Annotated in this window: 25 protein-coding genes; 17 read left to right on the forward strand and 8 right to left on the reverse strand. The window is 69.4% G+C overall.

What is annotated here, in order from left to right; genetic code table 11:
- Positions 1-47 precede the first annotated feature (47 nt).
- The 3 genes from V5F61_RS18355 to V5F61_RS18365 all read left to right on the forward strand — a co-directional run bounded on the left by V5F61_RS18355 (position 48) and on the right by V5F61_RS18365 (position 2,181).
- Positions 48-599 carry an invasion associated locus B family protein gene (locus V5F61_RS18355; protein ID WP_393990152.1) on the forward strand — a complete coding sequence of 184 codons (552 nt, stop codon included), beginning with the start codon at positions 48-50 and terminating at the stop codon, positions 597-599.
- Positions 600-640: 41 nt separating this feature from the next.
- Entirely contained in the window at positions 641-1,408 is a 768-nt protein-coding gene (locus tag V5F61_RS18360; protein ID WP_393990151.1) for a SapC family protein, read from the forward strand.
- 143 nt (positions 1,409-1,551) lie between these two features.
- A complete protein-coding gene (locus tag V5F61_RS18365; RefSeq protein ID WP_393990150.1) occupies positions 1,552-2,181 on the forward strand; it encodes a trimeric intracellular cation channel family protein in 630 nt (209 codons plus the stop codon).
- 153 nt (positions 2,182-2,334) lie between these two features.
- On the opposite strand, the gene V5F61_RS18370 is transcribed toward V5F61_RS18365, so the two are convergent.
- The gene (locus V5F61_RS18370) at positions 2,335-2,736 is read right to left on the reverse strand and encodes a DUF930 domain-containing protein (protein WP_393990149.1); all 402 of its coding nucleotides are present in this window, start codon (positions 2,734-2,736) and stop codon (positions 2,335-2,337) included.
- A gap of 231 nt (positions 2,737-2,967) precedes the next feature.
- Here V5F61_RS18370 and V5F61_RS18375 point away from each other — a divergent pair, with 231 nt between their 5' ends.
- Positions 2,968-3,534 (forward strand): DUF2478 domain-containing protein, encoded by a 567-nt coding sequence (locus V5F61_RS18375; protein WP_393990148.1) that lies wholly within the window; start codon positions 2,968-2,970, stop codon positions 3,532-3,534.
- A gap of 22 nt (positions 3,535-3,556) precedes the next feature.
- On the opposite strand, the gene V5F61_RS18380 is transcribed toward V5F61_RS18375, so the two are convergent.
- Positions 3,557-5,026 carry an MFS transporter gene (locus V5F61_RS18380; protein ID WP_393990147.1) on the reverse strand — a complete coding sequence of 490 codons (1,470 nt, stop codon included), beginning with the start codon at positions 5,024-5,026 and terminating at the stop codon, positions 3,557-3,559.
- A gap of 236 nt (positions 5,027-5,262) precedes the next feature.
- On the opposite strand from V5F61_RS18380, the gene V5F61_RS18385 reads away from it, so the two are divergent.
- Both V5F61_RS18385 and V5F61_RS18390 read left to right on the forward strand, forming a co-directional pair.
- Positions 5,263-6,000, forward strand: a complete 738-nt coding sequence (locus tag V5F61_RS18385) for a hypothetical protein (protein ID WP_393990146.1) — start codon at positions 5,263-5,265, stop codon at positions 5,998-6,000.
- Positions 6,001-6,219: 219 nt separating this feature from the next.
- Positions 6,220-6,576, forward strand: a complete 357-nt coding sequence (locus V5F61_RS18390; protein ID WP_393990145.1) for a c-type cytochrome — start codon at positions 6,220-6,222, stop codon at positions 6,574-6,576.
- A gap of 19 nt (positions 6,577-6,595) precedes the next feature.
- Here V5F61_RS18390 and V5F61_RS18395 read toward each other — a convergent pair whose 3' ends face one another.
- Positions 6,596-7,030: a GtrA family protein gene (locus V5F61_RS18395; protein ID WP_393990144.1), complete on the reverse strand. Its 435-nt coding sequence runs from the start codon at positions 7,028-7,030 to the stop codon at positions 6,596-6,598.
- A 282-nt stretch (positions 7,031-7,312) separates the two neighbouring features.
- On the opposite strand from V5F61_RS18395, the gene carB reads away from it, so the two are divergent.
- Both carB and greA read left to right on the forward strand, forming a co-directional pair.
- Positions 7,313-10,678: a carbamoyl-phosphate synthase large subunit gene (carB, locus tag V5F61_RS18400; RefSeq protein WP_393990143.1), complete on the forward strand. Its 3,366-nt coding sequence runs from the start codon at positions 7,313-7,315 to the stop codon at positions 10,676-10,678.
- 257 nt (positions 10,679-10,935) lie between these two features.
- Positions 10,936-11,409, forward strand: coding sequence for a transcription elongation factor GreA (gene greA / locus V5F61_RS18405; protein WP_393990142.1), 474 nt, complete (start codon positions 10,936-10,938; stop codon positions 11,407-11,409).
- A gap of 134 nt (positions 11,410-11,543) precedes the next feature.
- Here greA and V5F61_RS18410 read toward each other — a convergent pair whose 3' ends face one another.
- On the reverse strand, positions 11,544-12,467 hold the full coding sequence (locus V5F61_RS18410) for a LysR family transcriptional regulator (protein WP_393990141.1): 924 nt from the start codon (positions 12,465-12,467) through the stop codon (positions 11,544-11,546).
- Positions 12,468-12,575: 108 nt separating this feature from the next.
- Here V5F61_RS18410 and V5F61_RS18415 point away from each other — a divergent pair, with 108 nt between their 5' ends.
- Entirely contained in the window at positions 12,576-13,010 is a 435-nt protein-coding gene (locus V5F61_RS18415; RefSeq protein WP_393990157.1) for a CidA/LrgA family protein, read from the forward strand.
- Positions 12,997-13,695, forward strand: coding sequence for an LrgB family protein (locus tag V5F61_RS18420; RefSeq protein ID WP_393990140.1), 699 nt, complete (start codon positions 12,997-12,999; stop codon positions 13,693-13,695). The genes V5F61_RS18415 and V5F61_RS18420 overlap by 14 nt, the downstream gene beginning before the upstream one ends.
- 187 nt (positions 13,696-13,882) lie before the next feature.
- Here the strand turns inward: V5F61_RS18420 and V5F61_RS18425 are convergent, their stop codons facing one another.
- Positions 13,883-14,974 carry a COX15/CtaA family protein gene (locus V5F61_RS18425; RefSeq protein ID WP_393990139.1) on the reverse strand — a complete coding sequence of 364 codons (1,092 nt, stop codon included), beginning with the start codon at positions 14,972-14,974 and terminating at the stop codon, positions 13,883-13,885.
- 111 nt (positions 14,975-15,085) lie between these two features.
- Between V5F61_RS18425 and V5F61_RS18430 the strand changes: the two genes are divergently transcribed.
- Entirely contained in the window at positions 15,086-15,304 is a 219-nt protein-coding gene (locus V5F61_RS18430) for a DUF2842 domain-containing protein (protein WP_393990138.1), read from the forward strand.
- Positions 15,305-15,325: 21 nt separating this feature from the next.
- Here V5F61_RS18430 and V5F61_RS18435 read toward each other — a convergent pair whose 3' ends face one another.
- Both V5F61_RS18435 and V5F61_RS18440 read right to left on the reverse strand, forming a co-directional pair.
- Positions 15,326-16,759 (reverse strand): hypothetical protein, encoded by a 1,434-nt coding sequence (locus V5F61_RS18435; protein WP_393990137.1) that lies wholly within the window; start codon positions 16,757-16,759, stop codon positions 15,326-15,328.
- Between the two features lie 118 nt (positions 16,760-16,877).
- The gene (locus V5F61_RS18440) at positions 16,878-17,702 is read right to left on the reverse strand and encodes an enoyl-CoA hydratase (protein ID WP_393990156.1); all 825 of its coding nucleotides are present in this window, start codon (positions 17,700-17,702) and stop codon (positions 16,878-16,880) included.
- Positions 17,703-17,835: 133 nt separating this feature from the next.
- Between V5F61_RS18440 and V5F61_RS18445 the strand changes: the two genes are divergently transcribed.
- From V5F61_RS18445 to rpsI, 4 genes are all read left to right on the forward strand, one after another.
- Entirely contained in the window at positions 17,836-18,285 is a 450-nt protein-coding gene (locus V5F61_RS18445) for a PaaI family thioesterase (protein WP_393990136.1), read from the forward strand.
- Positions 18,286-18,352: 67 nt separating this feature from the next.
- Positions 18,353-18,931, forward strand: coding sequence for an NAD(P)H-dependent oxidoreductase (locus tag V5F61_RS18450; protein ID WP_393990135.1), 579 nt, complete (start codon positions 18,353-18,355; stop codon positions 18,929-18,931).
- 238 nt (positions 18,932-19,169) lie between these two features.
- Positions 19,170-19,631, forward strand: a complete 462-nt coding sequence (gene rplM / locus V5F61_RS18455; RefSeq protein WP_393990134.1) for a 50S ribosomal protein L13 — start codon at positions 19,170-19,172, stop codon at positions 19,629-19,631.
- A 1-nt stretch (position 19,632) separates the two neighbouring features.
- A complete protein-coding gene (rpsI, locus tag V5F61_RS18460) occupies positions 19,633-20,115 on the forward strand; it encodes a 30S ribosomal protein S9 (RefSeq protein ID WP_393990133.1) in 483 nt (160 codons plus the stop codon).
- 154 nt (positions 20,116-20,269) lie between these two features.
- On the opposite strand, the gene V5F61_RS18465 is transcribed toward rpsI, so the two are convergent.
- On the reverse strand, positions 20,270-20,602 hold the full coding sequence (locus V5F61_RS18465) for a hypothetical protein (RefSeq protein ID WP_393990132.1): 333 nt from the start codon (positions 20,600-20,602) through the stop codon (positions 20,270-20,272).
- 223 nt (positions 20,603-20,825) lie between these two features.
- Between V5F61_RS18465 and V5F61_RS18470 the strand changes: the two genes are divergently transcribed.
- Entirely contained in the window at positions 20,826-21,635 is an 810-nt protein-coding gene (locus tag V5F61_RS18470) for a histidine phosphatase family protein (RefSeq protein WP_393990131.1), read from the forward strand.
- A gap of 373 nt (positions 21,636-22,008) precedes the next feature.
- Positions 22,009-22,170 (forward strand): hemin uptake protein HemP, encoded by a 162-nt coding sequence (gene hemP, locus V5F61_RS18475; RefSeq protein ID WP_393990155.1) that lies wholly within the window; start codon positions 22,009-22,011, stop codon positions 22,168-22,170.
- Positions 22,171-22,353 lie beyond the last annotated feature (183 nt).

The raw sequence follows: 22,353 nt of genomic DNA on the forward strand, positions 1-22,353 counted from the left end.
CGCCGATCAACGCGGCCGCAGGGCTTCGCCCAGGGGATATGTGAAAGATGAAGCGTTCCGTTTTCGCGCTGGCCGCCGCCGGCCTCGCCCTTCTCGCCGCGGCGCCGGTGTCGGCGCAGCAGAAGCCGGCTGCGCCGCCCGCCGCCGGCGCCGCGGCCCCCACGCAGCCCGCGGCCACCACCGCCACCTACCAGGACTGGATGCTGCGCTGCGTGGCGCAGGAGGAGAGCGCGCGCACCTGCGAGATCGTCCAGAACCTCCAGGTCCAGGGCCAGGGAGTGGTGGCGAGCATCGCCGTGGGCCGGGCCGATCCCAAGGCCCCCGTCAGCGTCGTGGTGCAGTTGCCGCCGGGGGTGTGGCTGCCCGCCGGCGTGAAGCTGCAGGTGGATGAGAAGGCCAAGCCCATCACCCTTGAGTTCAAGCGCTGCCTGCAGAGCTGCTTCGCGGAAGCCACCCTCGACGCCGCCACTCTCCAGCAGATGCGCGCCGCCGCCGGGCCCGGCAGCTTCACGTTCGAGAACGGGGCCCGGCGCGCCACCACGCTGCCGGTCTCCTTCAAGGGCTTCGCCCCCGCGCTTGACGCGGGCGTGAAGTCCTGAGATCCCCACTCTTGGACCCCCGCAGCCGCAAGGGCACTTCCATGGCCGAAACCCCCGCCGCCCCGAACCCGCTTTTCTACCACACGCCCACGCTCCTGCGCTTCAACGAGCACGGGCAGCTCGGCCTGCGGCCCGAGGTGGACTACCGCTTCGCCGCGGCTGCCGCCGCCATTCCGCTGGTGGCCACCGAGTTCGCACAGGCCCAGCGGCACTATCCCATCGTCTTCTCCTCCAACGACGCCGCCATGCCGCTCGCGGTCACCGGCCTCACCGCCGAGCGCAACCTGTTCGTGGATGGCGAGGGCGCCTGGGAGGCCGGCTGCTATGTGCCCGGCTACGTGCGCCGCTATCCCTTCATCGGCATGGCGCCGGAGAACGGCGGTACCACCATGCTGGGGCTCGACACCGCCAGCGCCCGCGTGAGCGACGATGCCGCCCGTGACGGCGCGGAGCGCCTGTTCGCGCCCGACGGCACCGCCACGCCCGCCGGCAGCGCGGCCATGGCTTTCTGCGATGCATATGCGGTCGAGCACGAGCGCACCCGCCTGTTCGCGGCCGCGGTGATGGAGCACGGCCTGCTGGCCGATCGCTCCGTCCGCATCAACGCGCCCGACGGTGCCGAGCACCTGGTCCAGGGCTTCCGCCTCATCGACGAAGCGGCCTTCCGCGCCCTGCCGGCGGAGGTGGTGGCGAAATTCCACGCCAATGCGTGGCTGGACCTCATCGTCCTCCACCTCGCGTCGCAGGCCAACTGGCTCTCCCTGCTCCAGCGCGCCGTGCCCCAGCCGCCCGCCTCGCCCCTCAACTGAGTTCCGGCGGCGGGCAGGCACGGGCCCGCCCTCTCGTCGCTCTCCGGGCGATGTGGTACCCCGCCTCCCATTCGTCCCGGAATGCGCGAGCGCCGTCCTTCGTTTCGCGAAGGGCGGCGGGGACGGGCCAGGAGGGGACTGGGATGGAAACGGCGCTGGTCTTCAAGGTGCTCTACATCATCGCCATCGTCGCGGAGGCGATGACGGCGGCGCTGGCGGCGGGACGGCGGGAGATGGACTGGGTGGGCGTGTGCCTGCTGGGCTCCGTCACCGCGCTCGGTGGCGGATCGGTTCGCGACGTGCTGCTGGGGCGCCATCCGCTCACCTGGATCGAGCACCCCTCCTACCTGCTCATCACCTGCGGCGCGGCGCTCGGCACCATTCTCGTCGCCCGCTACATGCACCACCTGCGGCACCTGTTCCTGTTCCTGGACGCGGTCGGCCTCGTGGTGTTCACCATCATCGGCTGCAACATCGCCATGGGCCTCGGCATGCCCGTGGTGATCGTCATCGCCTCCGGCATGATCACCGGCTGCGTCGGCGGCGTGTTGCGGGATGTCCTGTGCGCGGATGTCCCGCTGCTGTTCCGCGCCGAGCTCTACGGCACCGTCTCCATTGTCACCGGCGGGCTCTACGTGGCGGGCGCGCGGCTCGGCGTGTCGCACGATCCGCTGATGATCGGAGTGATGCTGCTGGGCCTCGGGCTGCGGCTGCTGGCGCTGCGCTTTGGCTGGCGCATGCCGAAATTCGCCTACACCGAAACCCTGCACTGAGCCGCCGGGCTCCGGCCTTGGGCCGGTGCCGGATCGGCTTTGCTCGAAGGCCGCGCGGACTTGGCCAAAGGCGCAGGAAATCTCGCGCATGAGAATGACGCATGCGCCAGATTCACGAGCCTTTGGTATGGGCGTGGGACGCGGGGCGTGATCTCACGGCACCAGGTAGTGGGCGGTCCAGTCGGCCTTCGGCACCTCTGTGCCCAAAGCGTAGCTGAAGTCCTTGATGTCCAGACCGTCGGCGCTGGTGTGGCATCGGTAAGAGAGGTGATACCAGCGGCCCGCGCTGCGCACCGCCGCGCCGGGCGCAGTGATGGAGTCGCTTCCCACCTTCGTGTCGGCGAACGCATAGGCCACCAGTTCGTCGGGCCGCATGTCGTGGTGTTCGCGGCTGATCACGCCCATGGCCCGTGCGTTGCAGCGCTGCTCCACGCGGGCGGCGGGGTCCAGGTGGCGGATCATCTCGTCGCGCTTCGGCGGGGAAGCCTGGACGGCGCTGGCGCACAGAAGGAGGGCGGCGGCCGCGGCGGCGGCAGGGCGATGACGGGGGGCCAAGGGGTGCCTTTCGCTCGAAGGGGCGGCAGAAGGTGTCGATCCGCCCCGGTTGAGTTCGCCTGCGCGTCGCACGGGCTGTTCGCGGTCGACTTAAGTCGAATCTGTGGCGAGGATGAGGAGCCGGCGCGCCGCGGCTTACCGGCGAATATTGGCCCCGGCCGGCGATCGTGCGATATGTATCCCGACTACACAGCGCGACGGGCGGCCCCGCCGCCCGCTCGGAAGCTCGCCATGCCCGACGCACCGAACCGACCCATGATCCTCGCCGTGCAGGGCGCCGACCGCGAGGTGATCCAGGCGCTGCTGGTGGAGGCGGCGTGCCGGCTGAAGGCGCGGGGCGCCCACGTGATCGGCGTGGTGGAGGACATGGTGCCCGGCATCGCGCACCAGGACGTGATGCTGCTTGACCTCGTGACCGGCGCCACCAACCGGCTGCACCAGGATCTCGGCCCCGGCTCCAGCGGCTGCAGCCTGGACCCGGAGGGCTTGGCCGCCGCTTGCGCGGGGGTGGAGAGCGCCATTGCCGCGCGGCTCGCCCAGACGGGCGGGGCGGGAGGAGAAGGCGCGGGCACTGTGGTCGTCCTGTCCAAGTTCGGCCGCCAGGAGGCGGAGGGGCGGGGCCTCACCGCCGCCTTCCATGCCGCGGTGGCGGCCGAGTTCTTCATCCTCACTTCCGTGTCCCCCACCGTGGCGGCGGAGTGGGGGGGCTTCTCCGGTGACATGGCGCGCCTCGCGCCCGCCGATCTGGCGGAGGTGGACGCCTGGTGGGGCGGCGTGCCGGCGGTCCCGCCACAGTAGGGACGCCTCGCAGCGGGGCATCTTATCCGATGTCGTCGAGGCTGCGGCCGGTGGTCTCGATGCGGAAGGCGTAGGTGAGCACCGCGCCCAGCACCGACGTGCCCGCCAGGATGTAGAGCAGCGTCGCGGTGCCGATCTCCGCCAGCAGAATGGGGAACAGGAAGGCGGTGGTGACCGCCCCGAGCTTCGCGAACGCTGCCGCGAAGCCCGCCCCCATGCCCCGGATGTGGGTGGGGAACACCTCGCCGGCCAGCAGGTAGGTCTGCGCGTTGGGGCCGAGGTTGGTCATGAAGTTGAACAGCATGAAGCCGCCGAAGACGAGCAGAAGCCGCGGCCCGTCGGTGTAGTAGGTGGAGAAGGCGGCGATGAGCAGCCCCGCCGCGCAGCCCACGAAGCCGATGATCTGCAGGGGGATGCGCCCCACCCGGTCGGCCAGCAGCACGGCGGCGCCGATGCCGACGATAAGCAGCAGGTCGATGGCGGCCGCGCCCTCGGCCGCCAGTTCGTCATTGGCGATGATGTCGGTGAGATCCTGGGCGTGGGTGGCGGCGACGCCCATAGCGGCGGCCAGGATGGTGGGGGTGAAGATGCCGATGCCGTAGGTGCCGAGATCCTGCAGGAACCACGGCACGGAGGCGAGGATGGTGGCGCGGCGGTTGCGCGCGCTGAACAGCGCGGTGGGGTGGCGCTCCTCCTTGGCGTGGGGCTTGTGCCGGACGGCGAGCTTGATGTGCTTGGGATACTGAGGCTTGCGCCGGAGCAGCTTGTGGGCCTCGCGCTCGGCATCGGCGTGGCGGCCGTGCACCATCAGCCAGGAGGGGCTCTCGGTGACGAAGAAGCGGCCGACCACCACCGCCAGAGCCGGCAGGATGGCGACCGCGTACATGAGGCGCCAGCCGGTCACGTCCGAGAGGTTGGAGAGCACGAGGTAGCCCACCAGTGTGCCGGTGAGCGCGCCTACCGCCTGGAAGCCGAAGGCGCCGAGCACCAGCCGCCCGCGGGCGCGGGTGGGAATGCTCTCCGATATCACCAAGTGGGCGGTGGGGTAGTCGCAGCCGAGGGCCACGCCCATGCCGAACAGGAAGGCCACCGTCCAGTAGAAACTCGGGCTGGCCGAGAGCAGGGCCAGGAAGATGATGAACAGCACCATCTCCACGATGAACATCATCTTGCGGCCGAACTGGTCGGCGAGCCCGCCCAGGAACAGCGCGCCGACGAGGATGCCGGCGAGGCTCGCTGCCCCCACCAGGCCGTGCTCGAAGGCGTTCATGCCGAACTCCCGCGACATCAGCGGCATGGCGACGCCGGTCATGAACACCACGAGGCCCTCGAAGAACTTGCCGGCCGCCGCGAGCCACCAGATGCGCCATTGCATGCCGGTCATCGGGGCGGCGCTCACCGGCGTGCCATCGGGCCAGAGGGGGGCTTCGTCGATATAATCCTGAACCGACCGCGCCGCCGTGGCCGCCGTGTCCGCGCGCATCTCGTTCATGGTGTTCGCCCCCAAATCTGCGGCGCCGATGGAAACCTCTTTACCGTGAAACCGTTGTGACGGCAGCGGCCCCTGGCGGCCATGGCTGCGCCGGGATATGGGTGGAGTGCGCAGGCGCATCTGCGTGCGGGGCGGGAGGCCCCGCCGGGCGCCGCGACCCAAGCCCGCAGGACGGGACCGGCGTGTGCCGGGGCCGTGCTGCGCCGCCCGCCACATCCGGTATGCGAGAGGCCGCCATGTTCCTGCGTCGCCACACCCTCCAGCGCTTGTTCCCGCGCCTGCCCGCATGGGCGCCCGCCGCCGCGCCGCTGGCGCTGGCCGCACTTCTGGCCGCCTGCCAGGGCTCGCCGGACAGCTGGGGCACCGGCGTGGTCAAGCAGACCGACGGCTTCGGCGACTATTCCGAGACGGTGGTCGCCATCCCCAAGCCCACCGCCGGCCCGCGCCAGTTCCAGTGCGCGGGGCCGTTCGCGCCCAACAGCACCGCCATCAACCTCGCGGCCGATTTCGGCCAGGCCAACGTGATCACCGGTACCGTCACCTCGCCGGACGGCAGCACTTCCCCCGGTGTGGTGGTGCTGCCGAACGATCCCGCCCTCGCCATGGAAATCTCCTTCAAGGACCCCGGCGCGCTCGCGGGGCCGCGCCGCATCTCCTTCACGGAGGAGAGCGCCTGGACCGTGAACGGCATCGGCATCGGCGCCGGCATCGCCGACCTCGAGAAGGCGAACGGCGGGCCGTTCCGCATCCAGGGCTTCGGCGGCCAGGCCGGCGGGGTGGTGGCCGACTGGCAGGGCGGGAAGCTCGCCAACCTGGGCAGCGGCTGTCGGCTGGGCGTGCAACTCGCGCTTCCGGCCACTGTGAGCAGCGCGGCCCAGGGCAGGATCTCCGGGCCGCGTCGGCTGTCCTCCAGCGATGCGGGCGTGCGGGCGGCCAACCCCACCGTGGGCGTGTTCTGGATCAACTACCGCTGAGGCGGCCAGCCTGACCTTGGGGCAGCGTCAAGATGCGCGGGTGGCGGAGACTTTCCGCCGCGTCCGCCAGCCTGGACACGTTCCAGCCTCGTGGCTAGCGTCCGGCTGGGCTGGGCGGTCGATGGGGGGACTGTTGGGCGTTCGGGCCAAACGAACTGACCCGGACCGCATGCGCGCCGGCTGAAGGGCGCCGTGCGGTTCCCGCCATTGGAGAGCCGAATGTCCAGGATGTTGATGGGTGCCGCTGCCGCGGCGCTTCTGCTCGCGACCGCCGCCCAGGCCGCCGATGCTCCGCCTGCCTTCAACCAGTGCAAGGCCTGCCACCGGGTGGAAGCCGGCAAGAATCTCGTCGGGCCGAGCCTGTTCGGCGTCTATGGCCGTCAGTCGGGCACTGTCGAAGGCTTCAATTACAGCCCGGCCATGAAGAACGCCAACCTCACGTGGGACGAGGCCACGCTCACGAAGTACCTCTCCAATCCCAAGGAGGCTGTTCCGGGCAACAAGATGGCGTTCATCGGCCTGAAGAAGCCCGAGGACGTCAAGGCGGTCATAGATTATCTCGCGACGCTGAAGTGAGCGGCGCGCCGCGCGGGCGTCAGGCGCGCCTGGCGCCCGCGCGGTGGGCAAAGGCCCACACGCGATATCCCGAGAACGTCCACAGCATGGTGATGGCCGTGGTGATGACCTGGGCGAGGAGGTAGAAGACCCCGAGCCTGTGCACCAGCAGGTCCATCAGCGCTCCGTTGAGGATGAAGGAGACGAGCGCCACCACCATGAAGCGCGGCACCGCACCGGCGTGGCTGCGGGTCGATTCGAAGGTGAAGGCGCGGTTGAGCACGTAGGAAACCACTGCCCCCACCACGGCGCCGAAGGTGGAGGCCACCACCGGCCCGGCGATGCCCTGCTCCACGACCAGGGCCAGGGTGGCGAAATGCGCGCCGGTGGCGAGGACGCCGACCCAGGCGAAGGACGCGATCTGCGCGATCAGAGGCCGGTAGCGTCGCAGCAGGGCTGCGAGATTTGCGTGCAAGGCGTGATGCTCCCGCAGGGCAGGAATGGGAAAGGCGTCTTCCGTCGCCCGAAATTATGGTCTAAGGAAGCCCCATGGAGCCGGCACGTGCGATTTTTCGCGCGTCACGCCGGCTTGAACCGCATCCATCGCCGCCGTGCGCCTCGTGCTCGCGTGATGGACTGATCCAGGGGCGCGTGACCCGCGGCCCTTTTTTTGCGCCTAGAGCACATTTCCAGGCCCGCGCCGCGTCGCGGGCGGGAGTGTGCCCGAGGCCCGCGTGATCCAGAGCGCCAGGAAGACATGCCGAAACGCACCGATCTCGAAACCATCCTCATCGTCGGCGCCGGCCCGATCGTCATCGGCCAGGCGTGCGAGTTCGATTATTCCGGCACCCAGGCGGTGAAGGCGCTGAAGGAGGAGGGATACCGAGTCGTCCTGGTCAACTCGAACCCGGCGACCATCATGACCGATCCGGACATGGCGGACGCCACTTATATCGAGCCGATCACCGCTGAGATCGTCGCCAAGATCATCGAGAAGGAGCGTGGCGACCGCTCCAAGGGCTTCGCCCTTCTGCCCACCATGGGCGGCCAGACCGCGCTCAACTGCGCCCTCTCCCTCAAGAAGATGGGCACGCTGGAAAAGTTCGACGTCGAGATGATCGGCGCCACCGCTGAGGCCATCGACAAGGCCGAGGACCGCGAGCTGTTCCGCGAGGCCATGACCAAGATCGGCCTCGCCACGCCCCGGTCCCGCCAGATCAAGACCCTCTCCCAGGCGCTGGAGGCGCTGGAGGTGGTGGGCCTGCCCGCTATCATCCGCCCGTCCTTCACCATGGGCGGCACCGGCGGCGGCATCGCCTACAACAAGGCCGAGTTCATCGAGATCATCGAGCGCGGCATCGACGCTTCCCCCACCAACGAGGTGCTGGTGGAAGAGAGCGTGCTCGGCTGGAAGGAGTATGAGATGGAGGTCGTCCGCGACAAGGCGGACAACTGCATCATCGTCTGCTCCATCGAGAATATCGACCCGATGGGCGTGCACACTGGTGATTCCATCACCGTCGCCCCGGCGCTGACGCTGACCGACAAGGAATACCAGATCATGCGCGACGCATCGCTTGCGGTGCTGCGCGAGATCGGCGTCGAGACCGGCGGCTCCAACGTGCAGTTCGCGGTGAACCCCGAGGACGGTCGCCTGATCGTCATCGAGATGAACCCGCGCGTGTCGCGCTCCTCGGCGCTGGCGTCGAAGGCCACCGGCTTCCCCATCGCCAAGGTGGCCGCCCGGCTCGCGGTGGGCTACACGCTGGACGAGATCGAGAACGACATCACCGGCGGCGCGACCCCGGCCTCCTTCGAGCCCACCATCGACTATGTGGTGACGAAGGTGCCGCGCTTCGCCTTCGAGAAGTTCCCCGGCGCCGACCCGGTGCTCACCACCGCCATGAAGTCGGTGGGCGAGGCCATGGCCATCGGCCGCACCTTCCAGGAATCCCTGCAGAAGGCTCTGCGCTCGCTGGAAACCGGCCTCAGCGGCCTCGACGACATTGAGATCGAGGGCCTGGGCCAGGGCGACGACAAGAACGCCATCCGCGCCGCCCTCGGCACCCCCACGCCCGATCGCCTGCTGTTCGTGGCGCAGGCCATGCGGCTCGGCATGTCCGACGAGCAGATCCACGCCGCCTGCAAGATCGACCGCTGGTTCCTGGCCGAGATCCGCGGCATCGTGGAGGCGGAAGAGAAGATCCGCCGCCTCGGCCTGCCTGCAACCCCCGGCGCCTTCCGTCGGCTGAAGGCCATGGGCTTCTCCGACTCGCGCCTCGCGACCCTCACCGGCCGCGCGGAGGCGGACGTGCGGGCCCAGCGCCGCGCGCTCGACGTGCACCCGGTCTACAAGCGCATCGACACCTGCGCCGCCGAGTTCGCCTCGCCCACCGCCTACATGTACTCGACCTACGAGACCCCCTTCGCTGGCGCGCTCGCCGACGAGGCGCGGCCCTCCGACCGGGAGAAGGTCATCATCCTCGGCGGCGGCCCGAACCGCATCGGCCAGGGCATCGAGTTCGACTATTGCTGCTGCCACGCGGCCTTCGCCCTCAAGGACGTCGGCTACGAGGCCATCATGGTCAACTGCAACCCAGAGACGGTTTCGACCGACTACGACACCTCCGACCGCCTCTATTTCGAGCCGCTGACGGCTGAGGATGTGCTGGAGCTGATCGAGCGGGAGCGCACCAACGGCAAGGTGCGGGGCGTCATCGTGCAGTTCGGCGGGCAGACCCCGCTGAAGCTGGCCAAGGCGCTCGCCGATGCCAATGTGCCGATCCTGGGCACTTCCCCGGACGCCATCGACCTGGCCGAGGACCGCGACCGCTTCAAGCACCTGCTGGAGCGCCTCGCCATCCGCCAGCCGGCCAACGGCATCGCCTATTCGGTGGAGCAGGCGCGGCTGGTGGCCTCCGATCTCGGCTATCCCATGGTGGTGCGCCCCTCCTATGTTCTGGGCGGCCGGGCCATGCAGATCATCCGCGAGGAGAGCCAGCTCGGCGACTACCTGCTGGAGACCCTGCCGGGTCTCGTGCCGCAGGAGATCAAGGCCCGCTATCCCAACGACAAGACCGGCCAGATCAACACGGTGCTGGGCAAGAACCCGCTCCTGTTCGACCGCTACCTGTCCGACGCCATCGAGGTGGACGTGGACGCGCTCTGCGACGGCAAGGACGTATTCATTGCCGGCATCATGGAGCACATCGAGGAGGCGGGAATCCATTCCGGCGACAGCGCCTGCTCGCTGCCGCCCTATTCGCTGAGCCCGAAGATCCTCGACGAACTGGAGAAGCAGACCGCGGCCATGGCCCTGGCGCTGGGCGTCGGCGGCCTCATGAACGTGCAGTACGCCATCAAGGGCGACGACATCTACGTCCTCGAGGTGAACCCGCGCGCCTCCCGCACGGTGCCGTTCGTGGCCAAGGTCATCGGCCTGCCCATCGCCAAGCTCGCGGCGCGCGTGATGGCGGGGGAGAAGATCGAGGCCTTCGATCTCAGGAAGCCGAAGTTCGACCACATCGCCATCAAGGAGGCGGTGTTCCCCTTCGCCCGCTTCCCCGGCGTGGACACCGTGCTCGGCCCGGAGATGCGCTCCACCGGCGAGGTGATGGGCCTCGACACCGACTTCGGCGTCGCCTTCGCCAAGAGCCAGCTTGGCGGTGGCACCAAGGTGCCGAAATCCGGCACCGTGTTCATCTCCCTGCGCGAGCAGGACAAGGCGCGTATCCTGCCGTCGGTGCAGATGCTCCAGGACCTGGGTTTCAAGGTGATCGCCACCTCCGGCACCCAGCGCTTCCTGGAGGAGCACGGCATTGCCGCCACCAAGATCAACAAGGTCCTGGAGGGGCGTCCCCATATCGTGGACGCGATCAAGAACGGCGAGGTGCAGCTGGTGTTCAACACCACCGAGGGGGCGCAGGCTCTTGCGGACAGCCGCTCCCTCCGCCGCGCGGCCCTCTTGCAGAAAGTGCCGTATTACACCACGCTGTCGGGTGCCGTCGCGGCGGCGGAGGGGATCAAGGCCTATGTGGGGGGCGACCTGAAGGTGCGCCCGCTCCAGGACTATTTCCACGCCGACCACAACCCGCTGGCGCGGAGCAGGAGCTCCGTCGCCTGAGGGACTCACGGGCAGGTTGAGCAGCGCGGGCGTTCCGGCGTCCGCGCGGGGTGGTCATTTTGTCTCCCGTGTCTGGTCTCGGGTCGCGTGGCGCCAGCCGGGCGGTTCCGGCCCGGGCCCGGCGGGAGACCGGGTTCCATGCCGTCGCTGCCGTGCCGCTGGTTTCCGCGTTGCGCGGGCACGGAGTTTTTTGAGAGGCGACGGGCCGCGGGGCGGCGTGTCGCGCAGACCAGTTTCAGGAGGTCTTGAAAGGACCCATGGAGAAGATTCCCATGACCGTCGGGGGCCATGCCGCCCTCGAGCAGGAGTTGAAGCAGCGCCAGCAGGTGGAGCGCCCGCGCATCATCGCCGCCATCGCCGAGGCCCGCGCCCACGGCGACCTCTCCGAGAACGCCGAGTATCACGCCGCCAAGGAGCTGCAGTCTCTCAACGAAGGCCGCATCGCGGAGCTGGAGGACAAGATCTCCCGCGCCGAGGTGATCGACGTGACCAAGCTTTCGGGAGACGTGGTGAAGTTCGGCGCCACCGTCACCCTGGTGGACGAGGACACCGATGAAGAGCGGGTCTGGCAGATCGTTGGCGACAGCGAGGCCGATGCCAAGGCAGGCCGCATCTCCATTTCGTCCCCCATGGCGCGGGCCCTCATCGGCAAGAAGAAAGGCTCTTCCGTGGAGGTGGTGACCCCCAAGGGCGCCCGCTCGTTCGAGATCGTCGAGGTGCGCTGGTCCTGACGGGCCGGCGCCTTCCCCGTGATGCAGCTGGCCCCGGCTTTGGACCGGGACCAGCTGAGCTTCGCTCAAACGCCTGCCGGCTTGGCCAGGTGCACTTGAGCGAAGCTCATGCAAGAGGCTTATGGCAAAAGGCGCTATTTGGCCGGTGCAGGCGCTGGTGAGGCGTCTGCCTCTGCCGTCGCGCCGTAGACCTCCCGCGTAAGGTCCACCCAGGCCCGCGCGGCGCGGGAGAGGTAGGCGCCGCGCCGCCACACCAGCGCCATGTGCCACTGGGTGCCGGGCTCCTCCAGCAGCACCAGCGACACCGCGGAGGTGCGCCGGAGCGCGGCGATGGTCATGGGCAGGAAGGCGACGCCAAGCCGCGCGGCCACCAGCTCCACGATGAAGTCGATCTGCCCGCTGCGGGCCGCCACGGTGGGGGCGAAGCCGTTCCGCTCGCACGCCTCCAGCAGCACCTTGTTGAGTGCGAATCCCTGCTCGAACAGGATGAAGGGCGAGGCGGAAAGCGCGCCGATGCCCACCGCCTTCTTCCCCGCCAGCGGGTGGTCCTTGTGCATCACCACCATCAGCGGCTCGCACCGCACGGGCTGGAAATCGAAATCCTCCGCCATGGGCAGCAGCGAGGCGGCCAGTTCCACCTCGCCCGCGAGCACGATCTCTTCCAGCCGCTTGGAGCCCTGCTCGGTGAGGCGGATGTCGATGCCGGGATAGCGCGCGCGGTAGATCGCAAACAGGGGCGCGAACAGCGTGCTGGCGCCGAGTGGTGGTAGGCCGAGCCGCAGCGTGCCGGTTCGCAGCCCGCGCAGGTCTGCGAGCTCGGCGATGAGGTCGTCGCGCTCGGCCAGCATGGCGAGCGCCCGGCGGTAGACGATCTCCCCGGCAGCGGTAAGCACGCTCTTGTGGCCGATGCGGTCGAGCAGGGGCACGCCCAGCTCGTCCTCGAGCTGCTTCACGGCCTTGGAGATGGTGGGCTGGGTGGCGAACACCACCTTCGCGGCCTGGGAGAAGCCGCCCTGGCGCACCACTTCCACAAAGGCTCTCAGGGTCCGCAGTTCCATTTAATTCCTCTATGGAATGAAATGAATTCAGTCAATTCATTTTCATTATAGCGAGGTCGGCACTATCTTCATGGTGACGGCACTGGAGGTGCCCCCATGTTTGCCAAAATGCCTGTTCCCAAGCGCGCGTTCCGGCGCAGCGCCATTCTATTCCGCTCCACCCTGCATCGCTCGGGCCTGATGCAGATTGCCGTGCTGGCGCTGTTCTGGGTGCTCGGCGAGGCATTGGTGCGCTTCGCCCACCTGCCCCTTCCCGGCGGCATCGTCGGGATGGCGGTGGTGCTGGCCCTGCTCGCCAGCGGCTGGATCCGCCCCATCGCCGTGCGGCGTGGAGCCTATTGGCTCATCGCCGAGATGCTCCTGTTCTTCGTGCCGGCCGTGATGGCTGTGCTCGACCACCACGAATTCGTGGGCCTCCTCGGCCTCAAGATCGTGGCCGTGATCCTGGTGGGCACGGTGCTCGTCATGGGCGGCACCGCACTCACGGTGGACCTGTGCTACCGCTGGCGCGCGCGGCGGGAGGGGACCCATGCCGGCGCTTGACGCCCTGGAGGCGACCCTTTTCTGGTCCGCGGTGACCATCGGTGCCTATCTGGTGTCGCGCTTCATCGCCCGGCGCTGGCGCTTCTGGTGGACCTCGCCGCTGCTGCTCACGCCCATCCTGGTGGGCGTGGTCGCGGTCAGCCTGCACGCGGGCTATGCGGAGTACATTCGCTCCACCCACTGGCTGGTGCTGATGCTGGGCCCGGCGACGGTGGCCTTCGCCATTCCCATCTACGAGCAGCGGGCCGTCATCCGCCGGCACTGGCCGGTGCTGCTGCTGGGCGTGCTGGTGGGTTCGTCCATCGCCATGGTGGCGGCCTTCTTCATGGCCTCCTGGCTCGGGCTGTCGTCCACGATGCAGCTCTCGCTGATGCCGCGTTCCACCTCGACCCCCTTCGCCATGGCGGTCTCCGACGACATCGGCGGCCTGCCGGACCTCACGGCGGTGTTCGTGATTCTCACCGGCGTCTGCGGTGCGGCTTTGGGGGAGGTGCTGCTGAAGGTGATGCCGCTGCGCTCCTCGCTGGCGCGGGGCGCCCTGTTCGGCATGGGGGCCCACGGCGCGGGCGTCGCCAAGGCGCACCAGATCGGCGGCGAGGAAGGTTCCATCGCCGGCCTCGTGATGGTGCTGGCGGGCCTGTTCAACGTGATGATGGCGCCGGCCGTGGCCTACCTGCTGCGCTGAAGCATCTTCGAGAGCCGTGGATTTCGGTTCGCGCGAAGAAAGCGCGACATGCGGGAATTGAGGGCGCCTACCGTGCGCGCCGGCGCACGATGCTCGCCCTCACGCCATCGGCTCCCGTCTTGGACCGGCGCCCGTCGGGTTTCGCTAAAATGCCGCGTGGGCTTGACTCCAGTTCCATAAGTCGGGTTCACGGGCCTTTGGTGTGGGCCGTCCGCGCCAGGTCGCTCGCGTGGACGCTGGCCGCCACCAGCACCACGGTGGCGCCGAGCTGGTGGGCCAGTGCCAGCGGCAGCGCGACGGCGGAAAGCAGGGTGGCGATGCCCAGCATCGCCTGGAGGCTCACCAGCAGGAACAGGACGAGGGCGCCGCGTGCCGCCGGCGTGCCGCGCGCGTCAGCGGTGTGGAGCAGGCTCGCCGCCCACAGGGCATAGGCGATCATGCGGTGGTCGAACTGGACCGTGAGCCCGTTCTCGAACCCATTGCGCCACCACGGCCGCGCCGCCAGGAGCTGCTCCGGCGGGGGAATGAGATGCCCGTCCATGAGCGGCCATGTGTTGAAGGCCAGGCCGGCGTCGAGCCCCGCCACCAGCCCGCCCGCGAAGATCTGCGCCAGCACGAGGCCGACGAGCCCCGCCGCGCTCGCGCGCAGCCGCCTCGGGACGGCCGGGCCGGGAGGGACCGGGGCGAGGGCCCGCGCCAGGGCCACCGTGGCGCACAGGATGAGGCAGGCGAGGGTGAGGTGCGCCGCCAGCCGGTACTGGCTGACGGACGTGCGCGCGCTGAGCCCGGAGGCCACCATCCACCAGCCTACGGCCCCCTGCAGCCCGCCGAGCGCGAACAGCCCCAGGCACAGGGCCAGCACCCGTCCCCGGACCGCCCCGGTGGCCGCGAACCAGAGCAGCGGCAGCAGGAAGGCGGCGCCCGTGAGCCGGCCCAGCAGCCGGTGCGCCCACTCCCACCAGTAGATGCGCTTGAAGCCCTCGATCCCCATGCCCTTGTTGAGGATCTCGTATTGGGGAATGGCCTTGTAGCGGTCGAACTCGGCCGCCCAGGCCGCCGGCGAGAGGGGCGGGAGGATGCCGGTCACGGGCTTCCATTCGGTGATGGAGAGGCCGGATTCGGTGAGGCGCGTGGCCCCGCCCACCACCACCATGGCCATGATGAGCAAAGCGATGGTCCAGAGCCACAGCCGCACTGCCCGTGGCGCGCCGGCCGGCGCATCTCGCAGGCCTTCGTCCCGCGCGAGGGCGGGCGCGATGTTCCCCGTGGCCTCAGCCATGGCGCTTCCTCCATCCCAGCCGGCCATTCTGTCGTGGCTCTCGCGGCCGATCCGTTATAGAGGGCTCCTCATCGGCGCCACAAGGCGACCGCGAGAGGGAGAGAGGGATCCATGTTGCCCCAGCGCATCCGCAAGCTCATCGGCACGGTGCTGCTGCTGGTCCTGGTGGTGGTGTGGGCGCTCGGGGCCATGGCGCTCGCGCAGGGGCGGGTGACCGAGCTGCACTGGGCGGCGCAGGCCGTGTGCTACGTGCTGCTCGGCTCGCTGTGGGTGATCCCCGCCGGCGCGCTCATCTGGTGGATGGAGCGGCCCGATCGGCCCCGGGCCTGAGTCGCGCGGCGCCTTTCCGTCTCAGGCCGCCCACCTGCGGGCCGGCTCGTCCATCGTGGCGGTGATGTCCGGGGGCAGGATCTCCTCGGGCTCCGGCTCCTCCGCCGCGTCACCGGTGGCGAAGCGCAGCATGACGATGCGGGGGAAGCGCATGGCCGCGAGGGCGTCGAAGCTCTCCACCGCCGCCGTGGCCGGCGCGGTGTCTGCGGTGAGGCACACCATCAGCGGGCCGCAGCTGCAGAGGGCCTCGTCGGCCGCAAGTGGCGGGTTGGCCACCACCACGTAATCGTAGGTCTGGCGCAGGGCGTCGAGCAGGGTGGAGAGGCGCGCCGTCTCGCCGGCCGCGGCCTCGACTTCCGAGCCGGTGACCGATGTCCAGCCCGGCGGCAGGTGGCCGGGGGGGATGACATGGGCGCGCGAGTGGGGATCGCGGTGAAGCGCTTCCCCGAAGCCGGCACGGCCGAGCAGCAGTTCGCGCACGCCGGGGTCGCCCGCCTCGCAGCCGAGGTCGATGAGGTCGGCGCTGTCCGTGGCGCGGTCCAGCACCACCAGCACCACGCCGGCGTCGTCGCCAAGGCGGCGGGCGAGGGCGCGCGCGCAGCGGCTGGCGGCATCGGGCAGGCTGTCGGAGGTGACGTAGACCAGCCGTCCGCGCGCCTGCGCCGGGCCTTCGGGCCAGGTGGTGGCGTGGGGCATGAGCTTCTCGACCGCCGCGTCCAGCTCCAGCCCCCGCGTCGCGGGGCCGTCGAGCCAGGTGATGCGGTGGGGCGTGTCGAGCTGGCGCGGCAGCGCCGAGCGGTCGAGGAGGCCCTGCGGCAGCGGCTCGCGGCGCTGGCGGCGCCGGCCCAGGAGGAAGGTGGCGGTGGCCGCGACGAGCAGGGTGAAGGGCAGCGGCCCCGGCATGTCGGGCACGGCCGGCGCCGCAGCCGGCGCGCCGCGGCTGAGGCCGGGCAGCGCCGCGGCCGGCGGCCGGGCTTCCAGGTCGAGCGCGGCTGCGACATAGGCGTCCGCGAGCCGTGCGGCCAGGGCCGGCGACGGGGCGGAAACGGCGATGTCGAACCCCCGCCCGCCATTGACGGGGGCGATGGAGACATCCTGCGCCACCCGACGGGCGGCCTGTTCCGTCAGGGCCGGCAGGTCCGGGCCGGCGGCGGCGGGGAACAGGCCTTCGGAGGCGAGGCGCGCCACCTCGGAGGGATTGAGCCGCCCCAGCGCATCGCGGGCGAGCTCACGCGAGCCCAGCACCTGGGCGATGCCGCGCACGGTGGCGGCCGGCGGCTGGGTGGCGGTGTCGAAGGCAATATCGGCGGTGGCGGTGAAGCGCAGGGGCAGGGCGCTGGCGAGGGCCATGGCGGCGAGCGCCAGCGCGACCGCGTTGAAGCCGCCGAGGCGGCGCGCCCGCGCCGGCGCCGCTAGGGCGGCGCTGATCCCGATCTCGGCGACATTCGCGGCCATGCGCTGCTGGTCCCGCTTTGGCCAGCGCAAGATGCGCCGGCTTCGATGAGACAGCAAAGCCCGGTTATGGTTGAGAGATGGTTAAGGCCCCGTTGTGCGGTGCCCACCGGGGCGGCGCTCAGAGGTTCTCCCAGTGCGGCTCGCGCTTCTCGAGCACGGCGGAAATTCCCTCGTTCGCGTCACGCGCCAGCATGTTCTGGGTCATCACGCGTGAGGCGTAGGCATAGGCCTCCTCCAGGCCCATCTCGATCTGCGCGTAGAAGGCGGCCTTGCCGAGCTTCACCGGCACCTGGGATTTCCCGGCGATTCGCCGCGCGAGGGCAGTGGCTTCCGCCAGCGCTGCGCCTTTCGCCACCACCCGGTTCAGCAGCCCCATGCGCAGGGCGTCCCCGGCCTCCACCCAATCGCCGAGAAGCAGCATCTCCATGGCGTGCTTACGCGAGACGTTGCGCGAGAGCGCCACCATGGGCGTGTGGCAGAACAGGCCGATGTTGACGCCCGGCGTGCAGAAACGCGCCTCCGCGCCGGCCACGGCGAGGTCGCAGCTCGCCACCAGCTGGCAGCCGGCGGCGGTCGCCATGCCCTCCACCGCGGCGATGACGGGCTGGGGCAAGAGCACGATGTCGGTCATGAGCGCGGAGCAGCGCTTCAACATCTGCTCGAAATAGGTGCGGCCGCGGTCGGGATCGCCGCGGCGGGCCTGGATCTCCTTGAGGTCGTGTCCGGCGGAGAACACCGGGCCTTCCGCCGCCAGCACCACCGCGCGCACCGCCGGGTCGGCGGCGATGGCCGCCAGGGACGAGGAGAGGGCCGCCATCATCGCCTCGGACAGGCTGTTGCGGGACTGCGGCCGGGCGAGGGTGAGGGTGGCGACGCCGTCGGCCACCTCGGTTCTCACGATGGCGCTGTCGGGGCCGCCGGCAGTGGCTGCGGGCGCGGGCATCGGCGTGGACATGGGCGATCCTCCCGGAAAGCGGAATGCTTGATCTTGTGGGTGGGCATTCTATGCACAAGGACGGGTGCGCGCGAGCCGCCCGCAGAACGACAACCGGGCAACCCGGCATGGGAGGAAACTGATGACGATCCACGGCGGCGCGCCGGCGACGGTCATGACCATCGCGGCGCTGGAGGAGTTCCTGCACGGCGCGTTCCCGCAGGCGTTCGGGCCCGGCAAGCCCCATCACATCACGGCGATCGGCCGGCGCACTGCCACCATCCGCCTCGACGCCGCCGACGAGCACCTGCGGCCCGGCGGCACCGTTTCCGGCCCGGCGCTCATGGCGCTCGCGGATATCGCGGTCTACGTGGCGCTGCTGGCGCAGATCGGGCCGGTGGCGCTGGCGGTCACCACCAATCTGTCCATCAATTTCCTGCGCAAGCCGGCGCCGGGAGCCATCCATGCGGACGCGCGGCTCATCAAGCTCGGCAAGCGCCTTGCGGTGGGGGATGTGGGCATCCGGGGCGCGGGCAGCGACGACCTCGTCGCCCATTGCGTCGCCACCTATTCCATCCCCGGCCCGGGCTGAGCTGATCGGGCGCAAGGACGGCGCGGTCCGCCGGAGGCAGAATCACCGGGAAAGGCGGGAGGCGAAGATGACCGGCATCCTGATCCTGCAGGGGCACCCCGATCCGGCCGGGGGCCACCTGTGCCATGCGCTGGCCGAGGCCTATGCGGCGGGCGCGCGCGCCGCCGGCCACCGGGTGACGCTGCTGGAAGTGGCGCACCTCGACGTGCCGCTCCTGCGCACCCAGAAGGACTTCCTGGAAGCGCCGTCTCCGGCCGTCCTTGCCGAGGCCCGCGGGGCGCTGATGGAGGCCGGGCACGTGGTGCTGTTCTTTCCCCTGTGGCTCGGCGGCGCGCCGGCGGTGCTGAAGGGGTTTCTGGAGCAGCTTCTGCGCCCCGGCTTCGCCTTCCGTTACGTGCCGGGGGGCACCAAGATGCTGCTGAAGGGCCGTTCCGCGCGGGTGGTGGTGACCATGGGCATGCCGGCCCTGGTCTTCCGCATCTGGTATCTCGGCGCCGGCCTCTCGGCGGTGACGCGGAACATCTTCGCCTTTGTGGGCTTCCGGCCCGTGCGCGCCACTGTGCTCGGTGGGGTGGAGGCAGCGGGGGAGGAGCGGCGAAAGGATTGGTTGCGGCGGATGGAGGCCCTCGGCCGCGCGGCACGCTGAGGGGCGCTGCGGCGGTGGGCGGGTGCGCCGATGCCGCACGCGGCCGCAAGCCATGGCAAAAGCGTCCGAATTTCAGAGGTGTTAAAATACCTATTTTGTAACCGTATGATTTTTAAAGTCTTTTCAGAACCTGTGCGCATTGACGGATGCGCGGGCCTCCTTTAGAAGCCCTGCATCGCCGGACAGCGCGCGGCCTCACGGTCGTCACGTCCGGCTTTCTTATTCGGAACCGATCCCCATGAAGACGTATTCGGCCAAGCCCGCCGATATCGAGAAGAAGTGGGTGGTGATCGACGCGAGCGGCCTCGTCGTGGGCCGCCTCGCCACCATCATCGCCATGCGCCTGAAGGGCAAGCACCTGCCCATCTACACCCCCCACGTGGACTGCGGTGACAATGTCATCGTCGTGAACGCGGAGAAGGCGGTGTTCACCGGGCGCAAGAAGGACCAGAAGGTCTACTACCACCACACCGGCTTCCCGGGTGGCATCAAGGAGCGCACCGCCAAGTTCATCCTCGAGGGCCGCTTCCCGGAGCGCGTCATCGAGAAGGCGGTGGAGCGCATGCTCGCCCGCGGCCCGCTCGGCCGCAAGATCCTCGGCAACCTCCGTGTCTACAAGGGCCCGGCTCACCCCCACGAGGCCCAGCAGCCCGTCGCCCTCGACGTGGCCGCCCTCAACCGCAAGAACGTGAGGAACTGACATGGCCGAGGTTCTCCAGTCCCTCGAAGATCTCGGCGGCGCCAACATCGCCACCGAGGAGGCTTCCGCCCCGGTTCATGTCCAGAAGCTGGACAAGTACGGCCGCGCCTATGCCACCGGCAAGCGCAAGGACGCGGTCGCCCGCGTCTGGATCCGCCCCGGCACCGGCAAGATCACCGTCAACGACCGCGACATCGAGGTGTATTTCGCCCGTCCGGTGCTGCGCCTCATGATCAACCAGCCGTTCCAGGCTGCGGCGCGTGAAGGCCAGTATGACGTGGTGTGCACGGTCACCGGCGGCGGCCTCTCCGGCCAGGCCGGCGCGGTGCGCCACGGCCTGTCCAAGGCGCTCACCTATTACGAGCCGGAACTGCGCACCCCCCTCAAGAAGGGCGGCTTCCTCACCCGCGACAGCCGCGTGGTCGAGCGCAAGAAGTACGGCCGGGCCAAGGCGCGTCGTTCGTTCCAGTTCTCCAAGCGCTGATCCGCGCTTCGATCTGGTCTTTTTGGAAGGCGGCGGGGTTTCCCGCCGCCTTTCTTTTTGCGCCGTGCGTCCCCTGCCTCATGTCTGCGGACAGCAAAAAGGGCCGCCACGCGCTGCGTGCGGCCCTTTTTTCAATCGTCCCGGCGGCCGGGAATCAGAAGCTCGGCGTATCGCCCGCCAGCGGGCTCCAGGAGCCGTTGTTGGTGGGATCCCCGGGCGGGCCGGAGCCGTAGCCGCCGGAGAGATCGGGCGGGAACACGTAGTCGTTGTTCTCGCCCCTGCCGATCTTCACGTCGGGGCGGATGGCAGGGCCGGGGCCGGGGTCGAGATAGTTGCCCTGGGGAATCACCGGCAGCTGGATCACGTTGGGCGTGATGACCACGTGCGGGCGGGACGCGTTCTGCGCCAGCGCCGCCGTGGCGAGGGTGCCGAGCCCCGCCAGCAGCATCATGGCCTGCGCGCCGGCCCCCAACCTGATTGTGAGCATGGCTCACCTCCCGAACCCGAGCTTTCGTCCCCGCCTTGAAGCATGTTCGCGCGAGGGTGTGAAGGCCCCGTGGCCCGCCGCCGGCTTTTCCGCGCCGGCATCGCGCGTGGAAGGCCTTCCGGACGCAGTCCTGACGCAGGGATATGCCGCGCCTGCACGGTATGGCGATGCGGCGGGGAATGTGCTTGGCTCGCGGGCTTGGAGCATATCGCGGGAGGCGGGAATGACGGGCTGGAAGGGCTGGATCGCGGCGGGCGCGTGCGCGGCGGCGGTAGCGCTGGGGGCGACGCAGGCGATGGCGCTGCCGGGTCGTATCATCCTGCTGCGCCACGGTGAGAAGCACGACGCCTACCGCCTGTGCGCGGTGGGGCAGGAGCGGGCGCAGGCGCTGGCCGCGCAATATCTCGGCAAGGAGGCGGCGACGAGCCTGTTCCGCCCCGGCGAGGTGCCGAAGGCCTTCTTCGCGATCACCCTGCATACGCTGGAAACCATTGCCCCCTCGGCGCGCTCCTGGGGGCAGCCGGTCACCATCTACCCGGCCATTCCCGGCGCCTCGGGCGTGCTGGGGGATGAGCTCCTCAATGCCCAGACGCAGCAGCTCGCGCGCGACCTGCTCACCGATCCCCGTTGGGATGGCGCCACGGTGGTGGTGACCTGGGAGCACGACCACATCGCCAAGACGGTTTCCGGCCACGGCAAGAAATCGGGGGCGCAGAAGGACAAGGCGGCAGCGAAGGAGGCGGGCGAAAGCCCCGCCGCCTTGCAGGCCGCGGTCGCCAAGGATGACGGCCGCCCCGAGGCACCATCGACCCTCTACGACCTGTTCGGCCTCTCCCGCTTCGCGGAGGCCCTGGCCGACTGGCCGGGAGAGACCTACGATTATTTCTGGATCGTCGATTTCGACCCGACGACGCGGCAGGCGTCGTCCTTCAAGTCCGTCAGACAGGTCTATCCGGCACCTTTTTCGGGCGTACCGCAGAACGAATGGGGCCAGCCCAACGGCCTCACCGCGGAGAGCGGCTGCAAGCTCTGAAGGCGCGCCGCCTGTCATTTCCGGCTTCTTTGGCTCCCGCCGTTGCCCGTTCGGGCGGCGCGCGGGAGCCTCTGTTTTTGCCGTGTGCGAATCGCCGGCCAACGGGGGCTCGGCCGGAAACGGTATTTTGCTCCGCGCCGCCCTGTGGTGCGGGTTGGCGACACGCGAATGCCATATTGCGAGTTGATCCGAACAACTGCATGTATTATTCAAAGATGACGGCCGGAAAGATAAATATTGAATCTTTCTAAAGAGGCCTGCCTGAAATGAATACTTGCATGTCCCGGTGCGCAATTTGGAGCGGTTCAAAATGACCAAGCAAGATTATCTGCAGGCCGCCTGGTCAGGGGATCATTCGGCGGTGGAGGGCTGGATGGGGCGGTCCGGCGGCGGCGCGCGGGCCATCCCCATGGTGGATGCGCAGCTCGACAGCCGCGACCTGTTCGCCGTCGGGCGCCTCATCACCATCGCTCATGGCGATCAGACCTATCAGCTCCGCCTTACGGCCCAGAACAAGCTGATCCTCACCAAATAAGCCGGCGCTTGCGACAGCCATCCCCTGGGGAAGGTGCTGTCGCCGGCGGCCGGGATGCGATGGAGCCGCATGCCGATACGGCAGCGGCAGCGTGGCAATTCGCGCCTTTCCTTCGCCCTTTTCCTTTGCCAGAGGTCCGCCCGCGCGGGGGAGGGGGCTTTGGCTTCTTTCCGCCGGGCCTTT

The sequence above is a fragment of the Xanthobacter sediminis genome (assembly GCF_043195015.1).
Taxonomy (GTDB): Bacteria; Pseudomonadota; Alphaproteobacteria; order Rhizobiales; family Xanthobacteraceae; genus Xanthobacter.